General features: G+C 63.0%; 22 protein-coding genes. 13 read left to right on the forward strand and 9 right to left on the reverse strand.

What is annotated here, in order from left to right; all coding sequences use genetic code 11:
• Window positions 1–39: 39 nt before the first annotated feature.
• On the forward strand, window positions 40–1,080 hold the full coding sequence (locus tag AC1DSF_RS11735) for a cupin-like domain-containing protein (RefSeq protein WP_478127608.1): 1,041 nt from the start codon (window positions 40–42) through the stop codon (window positions 1,078–1,080).
• A gap of 39 nt (window positions 1,081–1,119) precedes the next feature.
• Here the strand turns inward: AC1DSF_RS11735 and AC1DSF_RS11740 are convergent, their stop codons facing one another.
• Entirely contained in the window at window positions 1,120–1,314 is a 195-nt protein-coding gene (locus AC1DSF_RS11740; protein WP_478127609.1) for a heavy-metal-associated domain-containing protein, read from the reverse strand.
• Between the two features lie 157 nt (window positions 1,315–1,471).
• Here AC1DSF_RS11740 and AC1DSF_RS11745 point away from each other — a divergent pair, with 157 nt between their 5' ends.
• Complete coding sequence (locus AC1DSF_RS11745) at window positions 1,472–2,161, forward strand: response regulator transcription factor (RefSeq protein WP_478127610.1); 690 nt, start codon at window positions 1,472–1,474, stop codon at window positions 2,159–2,161.
• Window positions 2,158–3,528 (forward strand): sensor histidine kinase, encoded by a 1,371-nt coding sequence (locus tag AC1DSF_RS11750; RefSeq protein WP_478127611.1) that lies wholly within the window; start codon window positions 2,158–2,160, stop codon window positions 3,526–3,528. Before AC1DSF_RS11745 ends, AC1DSF_RS11750 begins: the two co-directional genes overlap by 4 nt.
• Window positions 3,529–3,658: 130 nt before the next feature.
• Here the strand turns inward: AC1DSF_RS11750 and AC1DSF_RS11755 are convergent, their stop codons facing one another.
• Window positions 3,659–4,759 carry an alkene reductase gene (locus AC1DSF_RS11755; RefSeq protein WP_478127612.1) on the reverse strand — a complete coding sequence of 367 codons (1,101 nt, stop codon included), beginning with the start codon at window positions 4,757–4,759 and terminating at the stop codon, window positions 3,659–3,661.
• Between the two features lie 118 nt (window positions 4,760–4,877).
• On the opposite strand from AC1DSF_RS11755, the gene AC1DSF_RS11760 reads away from it, so the two are divergent.
• A complete protein-coding gene (locus tag AC1DSF_RS11760) occupies window positions 4,878–6,113 on the forward strand; it encodes a YbfB/YjiJ family MFS transporter (RefSeq protein WP_478127613.1) in 1,236 nt (411 codons plus the stop codon).
• A gap of 32 nt (window positions 6,114–6,145) precedes the next feature.
• Here AC1DSF_RS11760 and gstA read toward each other — a convergent pair whose 3' ends face one another.
• Window positions 6,146–6,754: a glutathione transferase GstA gene (gene gstA / locus AC1DSF_RS11765; RefSeq protein WP_478127614.1), complete on the reverse strand. Its 609-nt coding sequence runs from the start codon at window positions 6,752–6,754 to the stop codon at window positions 6,146–6,148.
• Between the two features lie 173 nt (window positions 6,755–6,927).
• Here gstA and AC1DSF_RS11770 point away from each other — a divergent pair, with 173 nt between their 5' ends.
• The 7 genes from AC1DSF_RS11770 (at window position 6,928) to AC1DSF_RS11800 (ending at window position 12,990) form a co-directional block, all read left to right on the forward strand.
• The gene (locus AC1DSF_RS11770; RefSeq protein WP_478127615.1) at window positions 6,928–7,122 is read left to right on the forward strand and encodes a DUF1328 family protein; all 195 of its coding nucleotides are present in this window, start codon (window positions 6,928–6,930) and stop codon (window positions 7,120–7,122) included.
• Window positions 7,123–7,287: 165 nt separating this feature from the next.
• On the forward strand, window positions 7,288–9,234 hold the full coding sequence (mnmG, locus tag AC1DSF_RS11775; protein ID WP_478127616.1) for a tRNA uridine-5-carboxymethylaminomethyl(34) synthesis enzyme MnmG: 1,947 nt from the start codon (window positions 7,288–7,290) through the stop codon (window positions 9,232–9,234).
• 5 nt (window positions 9,235–9,239) lie between these two features.
• Window positions 9,240–9,878, forward strand: coding sequence for a 16S rRNA (guanine(527)-N(7))-methyltransferase RsmG (rsmG, locus tag AC1DSF_RS11780; RefSeq protein ID WP_478127643.1), 639 nt, complete (start codon window positions 9,240–9,242; stop codon window positions 9,876–9,878).
• A gap of 59 nt (window positions 9,879–9,937) precedes the next feature.
• Complete coding sequence (locus tag AC1DSF_RS11785) at window positions 9,938–10,552, forward strand: LysE family transporter (protein WP_478127617.1); 615 nt, start codon at window positions 9,938–9,940, stop codon at window positions 10,550–10,552.
• A 65-nt stretch (window positions 10,553–10,617) separates the two neighbouring features.
• Complete coding sequence (locus AC1DSF_RS11790; RefSeq protein WP_478127618.1) at window positions 10,618–11,472, forward strand: ParA family protein; 855 nt, start codon at window positions 10,618–10,620, stop codon at window positions 11,470–11,472.
• A gap of 28 nt (window positions 11,473–11,500) precedes the next feature.
• Window positions 11,501–12,043, forward strand: a complete 543-nt coding sequence (locus AC1DSF_RS11795) for an RBBP9/YdeN family alpha/beta hydrolase (RefSeq protein WP_478127619.1) — start codon at window positions 11,501–11,503, stop codon at window positions 12,041–12,043.
• Window positions 12,044–12,048: 5 nt separating this feature from the next.
• Window positions 12,049–12,990, forward strand: coding sequence for a ParB/RepB/Spo0J family partition protein (locus tag AC1DSF_RS11800; RefSeq protein WP_478127620.1), 942 nt, complete (start codon window positions 12,049–12,051; stop codon window positions 12,988–12,990).
• A gap of 58 nt (window positions 12,991–13,048) precedes the next feature.
• Here the strand turns inward: AC1DSF_RS11800 and AC1DSF_RS11805 are convergent, their stop codons facing one another.
• Entirely contained in the window at window positions 13,049–14,473 is a 1,425-nt protein-coding gene (locus AC1DSF_RS11805) for an FAD-binding oxidoreductase (RefSeq protein WP_478144810.1), read from the reverse strand.
• Between the two features lie 58 nt (window positions 14,474–14,531).
• On the opposite strand from AC1DSF_RS11805, the gene AC1DSF_RS11810 reads away from it, so the two are divergent.
• Together AC1DSF_RS11810 and AC1DSF_RS11815 are read left to right on the forward strand one after the other, a co-directional pair.
• Window positions 14,532–15,116 (forward strand): cob(I)yrinic acid a,c-diamide adenosyltransferase, encoded by a 585-nt coding sequence (locus AC1DSF_RS11810; RefSeq protein ID WP_478127622.1) that lies wholly within the window; start codon window positions 14,532–14,534, stop codon window positions 15,114–15,116.
• 81 nt (window positions 15,117–15,197) lie between these two features.
• Entirely contained in the window at window positions 15,198–15,476 is a 279-nt protein-coding gene (locus tag AC1DSF_RS11815; protein ID WP_478127623.1) for a hypothetical protein, read from the forward strand.
• On the opposite strand, the gene AC1DSF_RS11820 is transcribed toward AC1DSF_RS11815, so the two are convergent.
• From AC1DSF_RS11820 to minC, 5 genes are all read right to left on the reverse strand, one after another.
• On the reverse strand, window positions 15,477–15,722 hold the full coding sequence (locus AC1DSF_RS11820; protein ID WP_478127624.1) for a hypothetical protein: 246 nt from the start codon (window positions 15,720–15,722) through the stop codon (window positions 15,477–15,479).
• A gap of 128 nt (window positions 15,723–15,850) precedes the next feature.
• Entirely contained in the window at window positions 15,851–16,342 is a 492-nt protein-coding gene (gene phaP, locus AC1DSF_RS11825) for a TIGR01841 family phasin (RefSeq protein WP_478127625.1), read from the reverse strand.
• A 121-nt stretch (window positions 16,343–16,463) separates the two neighbouring features.
• Complete coding sequence (gene minE / locus AC1DSF_RS11830) at window positions 16,464–16,736, reverse strand: cell division topological specificity factor MinE (RefSeq protein WP_478127626.1); 273 nt, start codon at window positions 16,734–16,736, stop codon at window positions 16,464–16,466.
• Window positions 16,737–16,738: 2 nt separating this feature from the next.
• Window positions 16,739–17,554 (reverse strand): septum site-determining protein MinD, encoded by an 816-nt coding sequence (gene minD, locus AC1DSF_RS11835; RefSeq protein ID WP_478127627.1) that lies wholly within the window; start codon window positions 17,552–17,554, stop codon window positions 16,739–16,741.
• 49 nt (window positions 17,555–17,603) lie between these two features.
• Window positions 17,604–18,359, reverse strand: coding sequence for a septum site-determining protein MinC (gene minC, locus AC1DSF_RS11840; RefSeq protein WP_478127628.1), 756 nt, complete (start codon window positions 18,357–18,359; stop codon window positions 17,604–17,606).
• Between the last annotated feature and the right edge of the window lie 132 nt (window positions 18,360–18,491).

Genomic DNA, 18,491 nt, shown 5'->3' on the forward strand with positions numbered 1-18,491 from the left:
GGCAAGCCAAGGGCTTCCTTGTAGTATCTTTGTATGCAAATGCAAAATATCCTTGACGGGGGAATCGCGATTGAAAGCGAGGCGCGCACGCCGGCCCCCTGGCTTCCCATCGAACGCGTCGACGGCGACAAGCTGAGCTACGACGATTTCCTCGCGCGCTACATGCATGGCAACCGGCCGGTCGTGATTTCGAACGTCGGCAAAGGCTGGGCCGCCATGCGCACCTGGACGCCCGAGAACTTCAAGAAGCGATTCGGCGGCCAGCCGGTGGCGATCGGCTACGGGCGGGATATGCCTTTCGATCAATTCATCGACGAGGTTCTTGCGTCCAGTGCCGAGAATCCGGGTCCGTACATGTACCGATCGTTCCTGCATGAGGTGCTGCCGGAATTGCTGCCGGACGTGCGGCCGCAGATCAAGTTTTCATTTCCGCGGCGCTATGCCAGCCCGCTAATGCCGGAAAAGTGGCGCCGTCCGGACGGCTACCTCAAGCTGCTGGTGGGCGGGGTCGGGAGCAAGTTTCCGGTCATGCATTTCGATGGCGAGAACTCTCACGCTGGCATCGTCCAGATCTACGGCGAGAAGGAATTCGTGGTCTTTCCACCCGAAGACAGCCAGTACCTCTATCCGCGTTCGGCATTGCCGAACCAATCGATGGTCGACGACCCGGTGATGCAGGATCGCGTGCGCTTTCCGCTGCTGGCCAAGGCAACGCTGTATCGCACGGTGCTCAAGCCGGGAGACATGATCTTCGTGCCGGCGCGCTGGTGGCATGCGGCGAGGGCGTTGTCGACGTCGATCTCGACCTGCACGAACATGCTGGATCCATCGAACTGGAAGGGCTTTCAGGATGAGGTCGTGGCGGTCGAGGCGACCAAGAATTCCGAGCGCGCGGCCCAGGCGCTGGCCAAGCGGCTCACGCTGATCGACAAAGTGTTGACGGGGCTGGAAGGTTTTCAGCGTCGCTCGCCTGGGTTGGCGCGGGCGCTGGTGTTTCCCGCAATCATCGCGCCCCTCTCTGCGGAAACGGCGCCCGATCCTTCGCGGCGCCAGCTTCGGATCCGGATTCCTACGGATTGAGCATCCAGGGCGTGGCCGAGGCCGGCGCCAGCGCCCGCGTTATTGAGCCTTGTAGCCGGCGTTCTCGATCGCCACGATGATGTCTTCCCTCGGATGCTGGCTGACCACGTCGACATGACCTGTTTCGAGGTCGACCGTGACCTGTGCCTTGGGGTCGATGGTCTGCACGGCGTTTTGCACCAAGTTTGCGCAATGTCCGCAGCTCATGCCCGTGACCTGGATCTTCTGGCTCATCGTGGTTGCTCCTTCGAGTTGAGTGAAATGGGAGTGTGAACCTTCTCACGATGTCAATGTCCAGCGAGGGGACGTGACGCGCCCAGCCTACCGGTCTTCGCGGCGCTCCGCCTCTTCCATGCTGTAAAAAGACGTACCTTTTCATCTCTCAATCCCGATGCGAATCCTCTTGGTCGAAGACGATGCGGTCCTGCGCGGCGTGATGCTGCGCAGCCTTGGTGATGCGGGTCACCGTGTCGACGTGGCGGCAAGCGTAGAGGAGGCAGATCACCTCTGGCGAGTGCAGACTTTCGATGCCGTGCTGCTGGATCTCAATTTGCCTGCAACGGTCAGCCCGACCAGCGGGCTTGCGAGCGGATTGACGGCATTGCGCCATGCGCGAGCCCGGGGCGACCGGACGCCGGTGCTGGTTCTTACCGCGCGCAATCGCACAGAGGAACGGATCGCCGGGCTCGATGCGGGCGCGGACGACTATTTGGGCAAGCCCTTCGATCTCGCGGAAGTCGAGGCGCGGTTGCGCGCGCTCGTCCGGCGAGCGCAGGGCACGGAAGACATTGCGATCCTCGGACACCTGCGCCTCGACCGGCGAGCACGGCGCTTCGGTGTCGGCAGCATGCCGCTCGACCTGCCCGCCCGCGAATTCGAAGTGCTATGGGAGTTGATGAGCCCGCCCGGCCGCACGATCAGCAAGCGAGAGCTGTCCGACAAGCTCTCGACCTTCGATGAATCGTTGGGCGACAACGCGCTCGAAGCATTCATTTCCCGCTTGCGCAAGAAATTGGTCGGCAGCGGGGCCGTCATTCGCACCCTGCGCGGCATCGGCTATCTGCTGGAAGCCGACGCGTGACCGGAACGCCGCCGCGCAACTCGGCGGCGCCATCGTTGACCGCGCGCGTGCTGCAGCGCGTGCTGTTCCCGCTGGCACTGACGTGGCTGGTCGGGACAGCAGTCGCGCTCTATGTGGCGAGCTATTTCACCGAGCAGGCTTTCGACCGGGCGATGCTCGACGATGCCTATTCCGTGTCCGCCAACGTGCAGGCGGGCGAGCGCGGCATGGAGTTGTTGCTCTCGCCGCGTGAGGTGACGAGTGTGCTTTTCGATCAGTCCGAAGCGGTGTTCTTTGCCGTGCTGCGGCCCGATGGGTCACTGCTGGCGGGCCATGAAGGGCTGCAGGCGCCTGCGCCGGAGGCGGGCGCGCGATATCGTTTCTCGCATGTGCTGTATCACGGCCAGGCATTGCGCGCCGTGGTGCTGAACCACGAGGCGCCGGACGCGTATCGCGTGGTCATCGCGCAGACCACGCAGGCGCGAACAGTGCTGGTCGAGCGGCTGCTGGTCTATTCGCTCGCGCCGCAGTTCGTGCTTCTGGCGGCACTGGCCACTTGGCTCTGGCGCGGCATCGGACGCGAGCTTCGTCCACTCGGGGAACTGCGGCAGACCCTGGAGAAGCGGGATGCTCACGATCTTGCCCCCGTGCCGGTCGCCCGAAGCTCACGCGAACTCGAGCAGTTGGGCGACACCCTCAATGCGCTGCTCGATCGGCTTGCGCAGAGCGCGTCGGCTCAGCGTGAGTTTGCCGGCAATGTCGCGCATGAACTGCGTACGCCTCTGGCAGGAATACGCGCCTTGGCCGAATACGGCCTTGCCCAGCAGGCGCCGGACGTCTGGCGGGAGCAGTTGCAGAACATCGCTGCCAGCCAGGCGCGGGCCAGCCATCTCGTGGACCAATTGCTTGCGCTCGCGCTGGCCGACGAAAGCCGCACCGGACTCCAGCGCCAGCCATTGAGGCTGGACGAGCTGATCCAGCAAGCGGTGCTGCGGCACCTCGCGCGCGCGGATTCCAAGGGCGTTGACCTCGGCGCGCAGGGTCTCGACGAACCCGTGACCGTGCTGGCGAATGCCGCGTTGGTCGAAGGAACGCTCGATAACCTGATCGACAACGCACTGCGCTACGGTGGCCGCACGATCACCATCGAACTCGTTGGCCACACGATGAGCGTCGTCGACGACGGCCCCGGCATCCCGCCGGAAACCCAGAGCGACCTCTTGCGCCGCTGGGCGCAAGGCCCCGCCGGCCAAAAGCTCGGCCAAGGCGCCGGCCTCGGCTTGGCGATCGTCGCTCGCTACGCAAGGTTGCTGGGCGCCGAACTCACCTTCGCCAAAGCGTCCCCCGAAGGCGGCCTCCGCGTAAGCCTCGCGTTCCCCCCATCCTGAAGCCGGCGCACCCACCCCAAAGACTGCGGTGCCCCTCCAGAAACCCCGTGGAACCGGCTCCGCCGGGCCACCGGGGTTGCCCCCGGCAGGGGGTTGGCGGCCACACGAAGTGGGCAAGCCTGGGGGCGAGCTACATCACCGGATAGTCGATATACCCCTCTTCGCCGCCGCCGTAGAACGTATTCTTGTCCCACGCATTCAGCGGTGCGCCTTCGCGCAGACGGCGAACCAGATCGGGGTTGGAGATGAAGGGCTTCCCGAAGGCGACCAGGTCGTCGCCCTCCTTGAGTGCTTCTTCCGCGAGCGGCTTGTCATAGCCGTTGTTCACCATCCACGCGCCCTTGCCGCCAGCCTGGCGGTAGGCGGCCTTGAGAGCTTCGTAGTCGAAGGGACGGTCGGCGAGTTCGCGCGGGCCACCGGTGGCGCCTTCGATCACGTGGATGTAGGCGAGATTCAGTGGCGCGAGATGTCGAACGACATAGTCGAAAAGCGGCTGCGGGTTGTCGTCATGCACGTCGTTGGCCGGCGTGACGGGCGACAAGCGGATGCCGGTCTTGCCGCCGCCAACGGCGTCCGCCACGGCGCGCGTCACTTCGAGCAAAAGCCGCGCACGGTTCTGAATGCTGCCGCCGTAGTCGTCCGTGCGCTTGTTGCTGCCGCTCTTGAGGAACTGGTCGAGCAAATACCCGTTGGCGCCATGAATCTCCACGCCGTCGAAGCCAGCCGTTTCGATGGCGTTGCGTGCGGCGACGGCGTAGTCATGCACGATGCCGGGCAGCTCACCGACGTCGAGCGCCCGAGGCTCGGAGGTATCGACGAAAGTCGGCACGCCGTCCTTGATCAGCACGGTCTTGGTCTTGGCCGCAATGGCCGACGGCGCAACCGGCTTGCCTCCCTCCGGCTGAAGCTCGGTGTGCGAGACGCGCCCGACGTGCCACAACTGCACGACGATCTTGCCGCCCTCTGCATGCACGGCCTGGGTAACGCGCTTCCAGCCGTCGAGCTGCTCTGTGCCGTAGAGTCCGGGCACATCCGCGTATCCCTGGCCTTGATGGCTGATCGCGGTGGCCTCTGTGATCAGCAGGCCGGCGCTGGCCCGCTGTGCATAGTAGGTGGCGGTGATGTCGCGCGGCACCGCATCGGGCGCACGGTTGCGCGTCAGCGGCGCCATGACAATGCGATTGCTGAGCTGGAGGTCGCCAGCTTGCACGGGATCGAAGAGGGAGGACATTTTTGATCTTGATGGTTGTTGTGGAGGCGAAACGGAGGGTAAACCCTCGGCGTCTCCCTTCGCTGTCGCGGGGTTGTCGCATTGCTGCTATGCAGTGCCGCAGAATGACCGCGCATCCATGATCGTTCACGACGCCCCGCTTCTGACCACCCCCGCACAAGTACTGCGGCTCGCGCTGGCACTCTCGTTGGGCGCCGCTGTTTCACTTGGGATCACGCGTTTTTCATACGGCCTGCTGCTGCCGCCGATGCGCGAAGACCTCGGCTGGAGCTATACGCTGGCCGGCAGCATGAACACGGCCAATGCTGCGGGATACCTGCTCGGCGCGTTAATGACGCCCGCGCTGCTACGGCGCTTCGGACCCGTGCGCCTGCTCGTGGGCGGCGCGCTGTGGGCGAGCCTCTTCATGGTCGCCAGTGGGTTCTTCACTTCAGCGGCCGCGTTGCTGCTGCAGCGGTTGCTGGCAGGCCTTGCGAGCGCCTGGGTCTTCGTTGCCGGGGGATTGCTCGCCGCGCGTCTGGGCACACTGCAGCCTTCTCGTGCAGGTTTTCTGCTGGGGCTGTACTACGGCGGTACGGGTGCCGGAATCACGCTCTCCGCGCTCCTCGTGCCGGCTGTTCTGCAAGGTGCAAAGGGGGCTCCGCACGGCTGGGCCTGGGCATGGTGGGCGCTGGCAGCCGCCAGCTTTGCGGCGACCGCGGTCTTGGCTTCCGCAATGCGTGCAATGCCGGGACAGATGCATGCAAAAAATGCGCAAAGGGCGCCCAACTCGCCGCACGCCGGGTCATCTGTCGCAGCTGCGCCGGTGCGGCGCTTCGGTTGGGCACTCGCCGGCTACACGCTTTTCGGGGCCGGATACATCGGCTACATGACCTTCGTGATCGCGTTGTTGCGCGAGCAGGGCGCGAGGCCAGGCGACATCACCTTGTTCTACGCCTTGCTCGGGCTGGCCTGCATGGCGTCGTCACGAATTTGGGCCGGGCTGTTGGACCGCTCTCGCGGCGGCGGACCGCAAGCGCTGCTCAACGCGCTGCTCGGGGTTGCCACCCTGCTGCCGGTGCTGAGCTCTGCTTGGCCGATGACCATGGCATCGGGGCTGTTGTTCGGTGGGGTGTTTTTGTCGGTGGTTGCTTCGACGACAGCCTTGGTCAGGCACAACTTGCCGGCTTCGCAGTGGGCAACGGGTATCAGTGCATTCACGATCGCCTTCGCGCTGGGGCAGATCGTCGGGCCGACGGTCACCGGGTGGATCTCGGATGGTCCGGGTGGGCTGGCCCGAGGCCTCGTGGCCTCGGCCGCAGCACTTTGGGCCGGTGCGATCCTCGCGTCGAGGCAGAAGCCCTTGACGTCCTGAATCAAACCCGCGCCATTCTTCCTGCTCGAAATTTACTTGAGCAGACCTTCGGCTTTCATCGCTTCCTGGACTGCCGGGCGAGCGCCCACGCGTGCATGCCACGCCTTCACATTCGCGTATGAGGAAATGTCGACCCCGGTGGGCTGCGCCCAATTGGTCACGGTGAACAGATAGCCGTCGGCGACGGTGAAGTGCTCGCCCATGAGGTAGTCCTTGCTTGCGAGCTGAGCATCGAGCCACTCGTAGCGCGACTTTAGCTTGGTCTTGGAAATCGTCTTGGCTTCTTCAGGCATGTTGGGATTGAAGAGCGGCGAGAAGCCCTTGTGGATCTCAGTCCCGATGAAGGTGAGCCATTCCTGCAGGCGATAGCGCGAGAGGGTGCCGTTGGCTGGAGCGAGGTTCTTTGCCGGGGCAAGATCCGCGACGTACTGCACGATGGCCGGGCCTTCGCGAAGACGCGTACCGTCATCGAGCTCGAGCAGCGGGACATAGCCCAGCGGATTGATGCCGTAGTAGTCGGTTCCATCTTGCAGCTTGTGGCTCTTCGTACTGGCGAGCACGGGCTCGAAAGCGAGGCCAGCTTCACGCAGCGCGATGTGGGGAGACAGCGAGCAGGCGCCCGGCGAGTAGTACAGCTTCATGCAAAAACTCCAATGAATGAGGAACGTATTCTGGTGGAAGAGGCTGATGCTAGCGAGTTCGAGGCCTCGGCGTTTTTGTCCTACGGCTTCTCGCGGGCGGCGACTATGAGTGCACATTTCGCGGGTTTCTAAGCTCGCGGCACTGCGATGAAGTCATCGCGAGGAGCCTGTACATGTTGAAGTACGCCATTGTTTTCGCCGTGATTTCGCTGATCGCCGGCGCGCTGGGCTTCGGCGGCGTGGCGGCAGGGGCTGCCGGTATCGCAAAGATCCTGTTTGGGCTGTTCCTGATACTTGCCGTGGTGTTCCTGGTGCTCGCTGCGCTGGGTGTCGGCGCAGTGAAGAACGCTGTGGACCGATCCCCGTGAATCCAAAGCAACTGCTATCGATTTGATAGCTTGGGGGCCAATGCTGGCCCGGGATTGGAACGAGGACGGTCTGGGCGGATTTGGCCCTGACCGGCACAAACAGGCGCCGGAGATTAAAATCAGCGCCCCTTTGCGCAGCGCACGCGTCAGTGCGCCCTCACTCTCATGCTTTATCCCGAAGAATTCGATGTGATCGTCGTCGGCGGCGGTCACGCGGGCACCGAAGCGGCGCTCGCATCCGCCAGAATGGGCGCCCGCACGCTCTTGCTCTCCCACAATATCGAGACGCTGGGGCAGATGAGCTGCAACCCGTCGATTGGTGGCATCGGCAAGGGTCATCTGGTCAAAGAGGTGGATGCGCTCGGCGGCGCCATGGCAATTGCCACGGACGAGGGCGGTATCCAATTCCGCGTGCTCAATTCGAGCAAAGGCCCGGCAGTGCGCGCGACACGCGCACAGGCCGATCGCGTGCTCTACAAGGCCGCGATTCGTCGCCGCCTGGAAAACCAGCCGAACCTTTCGCTGTTCCAACAGGCCGTGGATGACTTGATGATCGAAGGCGACCGTGTCGTGGGCGCCATCACACAGGTCGGCATCGCGTTCCGGGCGCGGACCGTGGTTCTCACCGCAGGGACCTTTCTCGACGGGCGTATTCACGTCGGCCTCGACAACTACCAGGCGGGGCGGGCGGGCGATCCGCCGGCGATCAGCTTGTCGGCGCGTCTCAAGGAGCTGAAACTGCCCCAAGGCCGCTTGAAGACGGGCACGCCTCCGCGATTAGACGGACGCACCATCGATTTTTCAAAATGCACCGAGCAGCCGGGCGACGGCATGCCGGGCGGTGCGGGACCTATGCCGGTTTTCAGCTTCATGGGTCGTGCTGACATGCACCCGCAGCAAATGCCGTGCTGGATCACGAACACCAACGCGCGCACCCACGAGATCATCCGCTCTGGCTTCGACCGCAGCCCAATGTTCACCGGCAAGATCGATGGGGTCGGCCCGCGTTACTGCCCGAGCGTCGAAGACAAGATCAACCGATTCGCGGACAAGGAAAGCCATCAAATCTTCCTCGAGCCGGAAGGGCTGACCACGAACGAGTATTACCCGAACGGAATTTCGACCAGCCTGCCTTTTGACGTGCAGTACCAGCTGGTTCGGTCGATGGCTGGATTGGAAAACGCGCACATCCTTCGGCCCGGCTACGCCATCGAATACGACTATTTCGACCCGCGTGAGCTCAAGAGCAACTTCGAGACGCGCGCAATCCGCGGTTTGTTCTTCGCGGGCCAGATCAATGGGACGACAGGGTATGAGGAGGCCGCCGCTCAGGGGCTGTTTGCCGGCATCAACGCTGCATTGCAATGCCGCGACGAAGAGGCTTGGCTTCCTCGGCGGGACGAGGCTTACCTCGGCGTCTTGGTCGACGACCTGATCACAAAGGGCGTCACTGAGCCGTATCGCATGTTCACCAGTCGTGCGGAATTCAGGCTGCAACTGCGTGAAGACAACGCCGACATGCGCTTGACCGACGCTGGACGCAAGCTCGGCCTCGTGGACGATGCGCGTTGGGACGCTTTTTCGCGGAAGCGCGACCTTGTTTCACGTGAAACAGAGCGCCTGCGCTCGATATGGGTCAATCCTCGGAACTTGCCAGAAGCCGAATCCGAGCGCGTGCTGGGGAAGGCCATCGACCACGAACACAATCTTGGTGAGCTCCTCCGCCGCCCGAATGTGAGCTACGAGTCTCTGATGTCTCTCGACGGCGGCAAGTACCGGTCGAGTGCGCCGCTCGGAGAGACGGAGGTCGAGCAAATCGAGATTGCCGCCAAGTACTCGGGTTACATCACCCGTCAGCACGATGAAGTCGAGCGCGCCGCCCATTTCGAGAATCTCCGGCTGCCGAGTGATCTCGACTATGGTCAGGTCAAGGCGTTGAGCATCGAAGTGCGACAGAAGCTCGCCAAGCACCGCCCTGAGACGTTGGGCATGGCATCCCGGATATCAGGGGTGACTCCGGCCGCGATCTCGCTTCTTATGATTCATCTCCGCAAAGGCGGCCATCGGGCATTCACGGTTGGCCTCGCGTCAAAATCGCCGGTTGCCGAATGACCGGAATGGTTCAGGAGGAAAGACTGCGTGAAGGAGCGCTTTCTCTCGGGATCGCGCTGACCGATCGGCAGACCGAGCAGTTGCTGGCTTACGGCGCCCTCATACTGAAATGGAACAAGGTCTACAACCTGACCGCACTGCGTGATGCGGATTCGGTTCTCACGCATCATTTGCTCGACAGCTTGGCGGCCGTCGGGCCACTCGGACGAGAGCACAGCGGCCCTGCGAAGCTCCTGGATGTCGGCGCGGGTGCGGGCCTGCCCGGCGTCGTGATCGCCGTCATGCGACCGGACGTGCACGTAACCTGTGTGGATGCTGTCGCCAAGAAGGCCGCTTTTGTCCAGCAAGCCGCCTCTGAGCTTGGTCTTCGTAACCTTCGCGGCCTCCATGCGCGCGTCGAGTCCATGACGGGCGCTTACGAGGTGATCAGTTCTCGCGCGTTCGCCTCGCTAGTCGATTTCGTCTCAGGTTCGATACACCTGCTGGCGCCTGACGGCGTTTGGCTGGCCATGAAGGGCAGGGTGCCTGCGGACGAAATCGTCCAACTTCCCCCGCAGACCGAAGCGTTTCACGTGGAACAACTGAACGTTCCAGGGCTCGATGCCGAGCGATGCATCGTCTGGATGCGAAAACTCGTTTCCTGAGCCGCATCTGTCGCGTCGACCTCGCTTAGACTCGACGCTTCCCTTTTTGAGCAATTTGCATGTTCGGCATCGCTGATTACGGCGCGTTCGTCGCCGCCATTGTTCTTTTTCTGGCGCTCCCCGGTCCCGGAAATCTGGCGCTGATCACGTCGACGAGCAAAGGCGGCATCCGTGGCGGATTGGCCGCCACGTTAGGCGTGATTGCGGGAGATCAGGTGCTGATGTGGGCGGCCGTTGCCGGCGTCGCAACGCTGCTGACCGCATATCCTGCGGCGTTTCGGGGCGTGCAGTGGTTGGGCGCCGTCTATCTGGCGTGGCTCGGCTTCAAGATGCTGCGCGCAAGGCCTGGCGCTGCTCCTATTCTCAACATCCGTCCGTCGCACTACCTGCGCCAAGGGATGATGATCACGCTGCTCAACCCCAAGGCCATCGTCTTCTATATGGCGTTTTTCCCCCTGTTCGTCGATCCGGCACGTCATCAGGGCATCACCACCTTCGCCGTTATGGCGTTGACGATCGCAGCGCTCACCTTTTTGTACGGGGCCACGGCAACGCTCTTGACCCATTTCCTTGCAGAACGGATGCGGGCCAATCCGCGCATTTCGGGGGTCCTAGGCAAGCTCGCCGGTGTTTTCCTGATCGCGTTCGGCGTCAGGCTTGCGGTTTCCAAATAAGTATGCAAAACCTTCCGCCGCGCACTCCTGCATCTGGCCATGTCCTCGGGCACGGCGGCTAAGACATGGCCAAGATCTTCTGCATTGCAAATCAAAAGGGTGGGGTCGGAAAGACGACGACAACCGTCAATCTTGCCGCCGGCCTCGCCAACGTAGGGCAGCGTGTGCTCATGATCGACTTGGACCCGCAGGGCAACGCGACCATGGGTTCTGGCATCGACAAGCGTCAGCTCGAGACGACGGTGTACGACGTGCTCCTGGAGTCTGCCTCCGTGGCAGAAGCCCGAGTGAAGGCTGAGAAGTGCGGTTACGACGTCCTGGGCGCAAACCGCGAGCTGGCCGGCGCTGAGGTCGAAATGGTGGCGCTCGACCGTCGCGAGAAGCGTTTGCGGACGGCGCTGGCCGCAGTGGGCGCGGAGTACGACTTCATTCTGATCGATTGCCCGCCAAGTCTCAGCTTGCTGACCCTTAACGGCTTGTGCGCCGCGCATGGTGTCATCGTGCCGATGCAGTGCGAGTATTTCGCGCTCGAAGGTCTGACTGATCTGGTCAATACCATCAAGCAAGTGCACGCCAACCTCAACAAGAACCTGCAGATCATCGGCTTGCTGCGCGTGATGTTCGACCCGCGTATCACGCTTCAGCAACAGGTCAGCGAGCAATTGAAGGCGCATTTCGGCGACAAGGTTTTCGACACGGTCATTCCCCGCAACGTTCGGCTCGCCGAAGCTCCGAGCTACGGCTTGCCGGGCGTGGTTTTCGACCCGCCTGCCAAGGGCAGCCAGGCGTTCATTGCCTTTGCGCAAGAATTGGTCGTCAAGATGCCACCGGCGAGCGCAATGGCGACCGAGACAGCGTCACCCGCACCCGTGCCCATGGATGCACCGGAGGTCACGGTGCATGCCCCCGATGGCATCTGAGCCGTCGCCGAGAACGCATCTTGCATCGATGAAGACGCCGAAAATCCTGTTGCTGCCCGGCTGGCAGAACAGCGACCCCGCGCATTGGCAAAGCCGCTGGGAAGCCATTCACGGTGACCAGCGGGTCGATCAGCATGACTGGATGCGCCCGCTGCGCGGCGACTGGTCGGCTCGGCTCGAGGAAGAGGTGCTGGCGTCGCCGGGGCCGGTGGCGTTGGTCGCGCACAGCTTGGGATGCATCCTTGTGGCCGCATGGGCGGCTCATTCAAGCCATTCGAGCAAGGTGCATGGCGCACTGCTTGTCGCCCCCGGTGATCTGGAGCGCGACGACCTGCGGCAAATGATTCCCGGCTGGGCGCCCATCATGCGGCGCCCGTTGCCGTTTCGTTCCCTGATGATTGCAGCCACGAATGACCCGTACTGCACCGCCGAACGCTCCCGCCAAATGGCCGAAGACTGGGGTGCCGACTACGTCAATCTGGGTGCCCGCGGCCACATCAATAGCGAATCCGGCTTGGGCGACTGGCTCGAAGGCCGCAAGCTGCTGACCGACCTCCTGAAAGAAAACTGATATCCATGGCGACCAAAAAACTCAAGGGCCTGGGCCGAGGACTCGAAGCCCTTCTCGGGCCGACTTTCAACGGAGCCGATCAGGCAAGCTCCGACGACTCGGCGCCGCCAAGCCCGACGACGCTCAATCTCGATCAGATGGTTCCCGGCGTGTACCAGCCACGTACCAGGATGGACGAGGGCGCGCTCTACGAGTTGGCCGAGAGCATCAAGGCGCAAGGGATCATGCAGCCCATTCTGGTTCGTCGGCTTGAACCGGAGCTTGCCCTCGCCAAGAAGGCCGAGTTCGAAATCATCGCGGGTGAGCGGCGCTTCAGGGCCGCAAGCCTGGCCGGGCTCGTCAGTGTGCCTGTGCTGGTGCGCGATGTGCCCGATGAGGCTGCTGCGGCCATGTCACTGATCGAGAACATCCAGCGCGAAGACTTGAATCCCCTGGAGGAAGCCCAAGGCCTGCACCGTCTGGTCGTTGAGTTTGGGCTTACTCACGAATCTGCGGCGCAGGCTGTCGGGCGCTCGCGCAGTGCGGCCAGCAACCTGTTGCGCCTGCTGAATCTTGCGGAACCGGCTCAGGCAATGCTGATGGCGGGCGACATCGACATGGGCCATGCACGTGCGCTGCTCTCGCTCGAAAAGGCGACGCAGATCACCGCTGCCAATCAGATTGCAGCCAAGAAAATGTCGGTGCGAGAGACCGAGGCGCTGGTCAAGAAACTAGCGGCCGAGTTCAGCCTCACGCCTTCATCAAAGCGCGGCGCCGCGGAGAAATCGCGCGACTTGCTCCGTGTGGAGGAGGAGCTTGCGGACCTGCTCGCCGCCGAGGTCGAGGTTCGCATCAAGAAGCGGAGCAAGCGCAACGGCCGGATTGAGGAGAGCGGCGAATTGGCGATCCACTTCGGCTCGCTGGACGCACTCAACGGGCTCATCGAGCGCATCCGCCAGACGGCCTGACAAGGTGTCAGATAACCGGGTCACTGGATAAACCAAGGTCCCCAGCCGCAGGTGAACCTCAGAGGCTGAAGATCTTCCCGGGGTTCATGATGTTTTTCGGGTCAAGTGCGCGCTTGATCGTCCGCATCATGTCGATCGCTCCGGCACCGGCTTCCGTCACCAGGAAGCCCATCTTGTGCAGGCCGACCCCGTGTTCGCCGGTACAGGTTCCTTCGAGCGCCAAGGCCCGGGACACCAAGGAGTGATTCAGCTTCTCCGCTGTTACGCGCTCTTCCGGTGCGTTGGGGTCCAGAAGATAGCCAAAGTGGAAATTGCCGTCGCCAACATGGCCGACGAGGAAATAGGGAATGCCGCTCGCGTCAGCTTCCGCGACAGACTCCAGCAGGCAATCGGCCAAGCGCGATATAGGCACGCAGGTGTCGGTCGAAATCACGCGGCAACCCGGGCGCGACTGCACCGCCGCGAAATAGCTGTTGTGGCGCGCAGTCCAGAGCCGTGTGCGCTCTTCGGGTGTGCTGGCCCACTCGAAGGCGTTTCCGCCGTGGCCGCTCGCCAGTTCCTGCACGGTTTCAGCCTGCTCCTTCACCCCGCCCGGCGACCCATGGAACTCCATCAGCAACATGGGTTCTTCGCGCAGGTTGAGCTTGGCGTAGGCATTGACCATCCGCACTGTATTCACGTCGATCAGTTCCACGCGTGCGATCGGAACGCCCAGCTGGATGATTTCGATGGTGGTGCGCACAGCCGCCTCGATGCTCGGGAATGAGCAAATGGCAGCCGATACGGCTTCGGGCAAGGGATAGATGCGCAGGGTGACTTCGGTGATGACACCGAGCGTGCCTTCGCTGCCGACCAGCAGACGCGTGAGGTCGTAGCCGGCCGAAGATTTCTTGGCGCGCGTGCCCGTGCGGATCACCTCGCCGCTCGCCGTAACGACTTCGAGCCCCAGGACGTTCTCGCGCATGGTGCCATAGCGAACGGCGTTTGTACCGCTGGCCCGCGTCGCCGCCATGCCGCCGATCGAGGCGTCCGCGCCCGGATCGATCGGGAAGAACAGCCCCGTGCTCTTGACTTCTTCATTGAGCTGTTTGCGCGTCACGCCAGGCTGCACGGTCACGGTCAGATCGTCGGCGTTGATCGACAGCACGCGGTTCATGCGGCTCACGTCGATGCTGATACCACCCTGCACGGCCAGCAAGTGCCCCTCGAGCGACGAACCGACGCCGAAGGGAATCACCGGCACGCTGAAGTCGCTTGCCAGCTTGACCGCATCGGCCACGTCCTGCGTGCTCTCGGCAAAGACCACCGCCGAAGGAGGAGGCGCGTCGAAAGACGATTCGTCGCGTCCGTGTTGCGTGCGCACTGCAAGTGCGGTGGAGCATTGATCGCCGAAGCGCGCCTTCAGAGCCTGGAGCAGTGCGTCGGGTACCTCTCGCAGCGCAATCTCCGGCGTCAGATGCGAAAGGGCGGTGGGGGCGTTCATCGGCTGTCTCCTGAAGGGTCTACCATTCTACGAATCACCCGGAAGATACAGGGCACCCATGGGCAACCGACTCACACAAATTGCGACGCGCACTGGCGACGACGGCACCACCGGCCTGGGCGACAACACACGCGTCCCAAAGGATCACCTGCGTGTTCAGGCGATGGGCGACGTCGACGAACTCAATTCGCACATTGGCGTGCTGCTCTGTGAGCCGATGCCCGCCAGGGTGCGCGACCTGCTGGTCGACGTGCAGCATCAGCTTTTCAACCTCGGCGGCGAATTGTCCATGCCGGGATTCACGCTGCTCAAGGAAGAGGCGCTGCTGCAGATCGACAACGCACTCGCGGATCACAACGCCACTTTGCCCAGGCTGGCCGAATTCATCCTGCCGGCGGGCACTCGCGCCGCTTCTCTCGCGCACGTGTGCCGAACGGTAGCGCGCCGCGCGGAGCGAGCGGTCGTATCCCTTGGCGCGCAGAGCGAGATCAACGATACGCTGCGGCGTTACCTGAATCGGCTGAGCGACCTGCTGTTCGTGCTGGCGCGCGTGCTGAATCGTGTGGACGGCGGCGACGATGTGTACTGGAAGAGCGAGCGCATGGCGCGCGCAGCCGCCGACGACGGGGCAGGGCCGACATGAACCAGAAGTTACCTTTGCTTCATCCGACGCATACATGTCCGGCCCACACTGTGCGCCACTTCAATATGGAGGGAGTTCCAGATGAGCAAGTCGAAAAGCTTGACTGCCGTTGTCTGCGTCCTGGCGATGACCATGGCCGGAGGCGCTTTTGCGAGAGATCATCAGCGCCCGGTGACCCCCGACCAGCGCACCCGCAGTGAGCAAGCGCCGCCGCAGACCGGCCATTCACCGGCCGCGGACGGCGAGCATCGGCAAGTCCACCAGCAGCCGCAGTTCATTGGCCGTGGGTACTTGCAGCCTTACGCCGAGTGGCACCGCGGTAATCGCCTTTCCGGGCAACCCCGCAAAGTCGAGTCCTGATCAGCTGGCCGATGGCGCCATCTGTGCGCAGACATTGCGGCCCGTGATGGTGAGCCGAAGTCCGCCACCGTGCCACTCGAGCCAGTTCAGTTTCACATAGGCATCGATGTCGTCGCCGTCGATCAGGCCGGCCTGATGATTTTGGAGGTGATCGACGGTGGCGGGCAGTGCCTGCCGCAACCGTTCACGGTCGGCGGCCTCGCTGGCCGCCTTGGAAGATGCGCGCGTCTGAGAAATCGATGCCATGGCTGATACGTAGGTAGTCGGATCGCAAAGGTAAACCGCACCAATGTACGCCTCTTGCTGCCGACGTCGCGGACCTATTTCTCGTTTTCGCGCAGGAGAAACACTGAGCCGCCGGGGCTCACGGCGCGCTACTTGCGCACGCGCAAAAGCTTGCTGACTTCGTCGACGTTGTCGCTGATGCGCTTGCGGACGACATCGAAGGCCTCCGCCTGCGACTTGGCCGCCATCTCCGACAGCTCGCGGATGTCATCCAGGGCTTGCTTGAAAGCTGCCTTTCCCATTGCATCGAGCTTGGCGATGTTCTCGCGTGGGTCGCCGGCCGACATGCCTTTCACCGTGCCTTGCCACTCCTGGATCGATGTCTTGAGCATTTCCGTCTGGCGTTGCACCACCGCTTGCAGTCCCTGGTAGGACTTCTCGTTGGCCTGCATGAGGGCCTGCAGATCCTTGCGCCCGCCTTCGACGATGGCGCCGGCGGCACCTGCCAGAGGCAGGTTCTGAAGGCGATCGGCCATGCCCTTGAGCGGCTTGATGAAGGCGTCCTGAATGTCTTCAGCGGCCGCGCCCCGCGGGGAGCTCGCCTTTTTCGCGGCGGTGGCGCTCGTTTTGCTGGTTGCCATGGTGCGGTGTCTCCAGGTTGATGTTGGAGTCAGCACGATACGCCCACAGTGCCGTCCGATGGAAGCCCCGCATGACGATTTCGCCGCGCGGCGAAGCCGTGCGACTCCGCACAATCCGCGTTCAGCGCGCCGCGAGTGCGGCGTCCGGCAGCTCGATCTTGACCTCGAGCACCTCGAGGTCGTCCTGCTTTTCGAGGTGAACCTTGATGTCCTCGGCCTTGATCGACACGTACTTCGAGATCACGGCAATCAGTTCGCGCTGCAACTCGGGCAGGTAGTCGGGGCGCTTTCCGCCCAAGCTGCTGCGCTCGTGCGCGAGGATGATCTGCAGCCGTTCCTTGGCGACGCTTGCCGTCTTCTTCTTTTCGCCCAGCAGAAAGGAAAAAAGTGACATGGCTACCTCGTTCCGAAGATTCGTTTGAAGAAGCCGGGCTTCTCGGCGTCGATGAAGCGCATCGGCTTTTCCTCACCGAGGAAGCGTGCCACCACGTCGCTGTAGGCCTGGGCCACGTCGGTTTCCTTGTCGTGGATGGCAGGCACGCCCTGGTTGGAAGCCTGCAGCACGCTCTCTGATTCGGGAATCACGCCGATGAGCTTGATGCGCAGGATGTCCTGGATGTCTTCCAGCGACAGCATTTGGCCGCCTGCCACCCGATTGGGGTTGTAGCGCGTGATCAGCAGGTGCTCCTTGATGGGCTCGCCGCCTTCCTTGGCGCGCTTGGTCTTGGAGCTCAGCATTCCCAGGATGCGATCGGAGTCGCGCACCGAAGAGACTTCGGGGTTGGTCACGACAAGTGCCTCGTCGGCAAAGTGCATGGCCATCAGCGCGCCGACCTCGATGCCCGCGGGAGAGTCGCACACGATGTAGTCGAAGCCTTGGTCGGCGAGCTCCTTCAGGATCTTCTCGACGCCTTCCTGTGTGAGTGCGTCCTTGTCGCGGGTTTGCGAAGCGGCCAGCACGTACAGGTTGTCGGAATGCTTGTCCTTGATGAGCGCCTGACTCAGGTTGGCTTCGCCCTGGATCACGTTGATCAGGTCGAACACCACCCGGCGCTCGCAACCCATGATCAAGTCCAGGTTCCGCAGCCCGACGTCGAAGTCGATCACGGCCGTCTTCTTGCCCGCGAGGGCGAGCCCCGATGCAAAGCTCGCGCTCGTGGTCGTCTTGCCAACGCCGCCTTTGCCCGAGGTCACCACCACAATTTTGGCCATTGCCATTCCTTCTTTGTTCGTTTGGGTTGTTCTGCTTTTCGAAGCCGGATCAGAGGATCGGATTCATCACGATCTTTTTGCCATCCAGCGAGATCTGCGCCGTCTTGCCGGCGATCTCGTCCGGCAGTGCGACTTCGGCCGTGCGGTAGATGCCGGCGATGGCCACCAGCTGCGCCTCCATGCAGGTCGTGAAGATGCGTGCTCCCGTGTCTCCGCGTGCTCCGGCGATCGCCTTGCCGCGCAACGGCGCGTAGACGTGCACGTTGCCGTCAGCGATGACTTCGGCGCCGAAGCTCACCACGGCGGTCACGATCACGTCGCCGCCTCGCGCGTACACCTGCTGGCCCGAACGCAAGGGCTTGTCGATGACGAGCGTGCCGTTGGCCGGCACCGGTACCTCGCGAACGATCTGCGGAGCTTCGCTTGGCGGCTCGGCCGGCGGTGCAGGCGCACGTGGAGCAGGTGTGGCCGGCATCGCGGTGATCGACAGTCCCGCCGCCCGCGCGGCGATGTTCTGGGCATTGCTGCCGCCACGCACCGCGACGGGCTGTGTCTGATGCCGCGCCAGCAGCTCACGCAGCGCCGCGAAATCGATGTCGGCTTCAGACTGGTCTTCCTGGAGTTGCGAGAGGTCGATGACCACCGGCTCCTGTTCGAAGAAGTCGGGCGAGTCCGCCAATTGGGCGTCGAGCGCTTCCGCCAGTACATCGAGATCAACCGTCTTGAGAATGACGGCGATCAGCGGCAGCGTGGCGCTCTTGAATTCGAATACCGCCTTGGTGCGCGCGGCGGAAGCATCGGCCATGGAAAACGTAGGTTCGAAAAGCGTTGGAGTCTAACGGGAGTGGCTTCCGCGCCGTGAAACTCTGCGGTCTCTATGACGCGGCACAACATCTCTTTCACGACGTTGCATTTCCTTTGGAGTCCCGTTTTTCGT

It is taken from the genome of Variovorax sp. 01N429 (assembly GCF_056399425.1).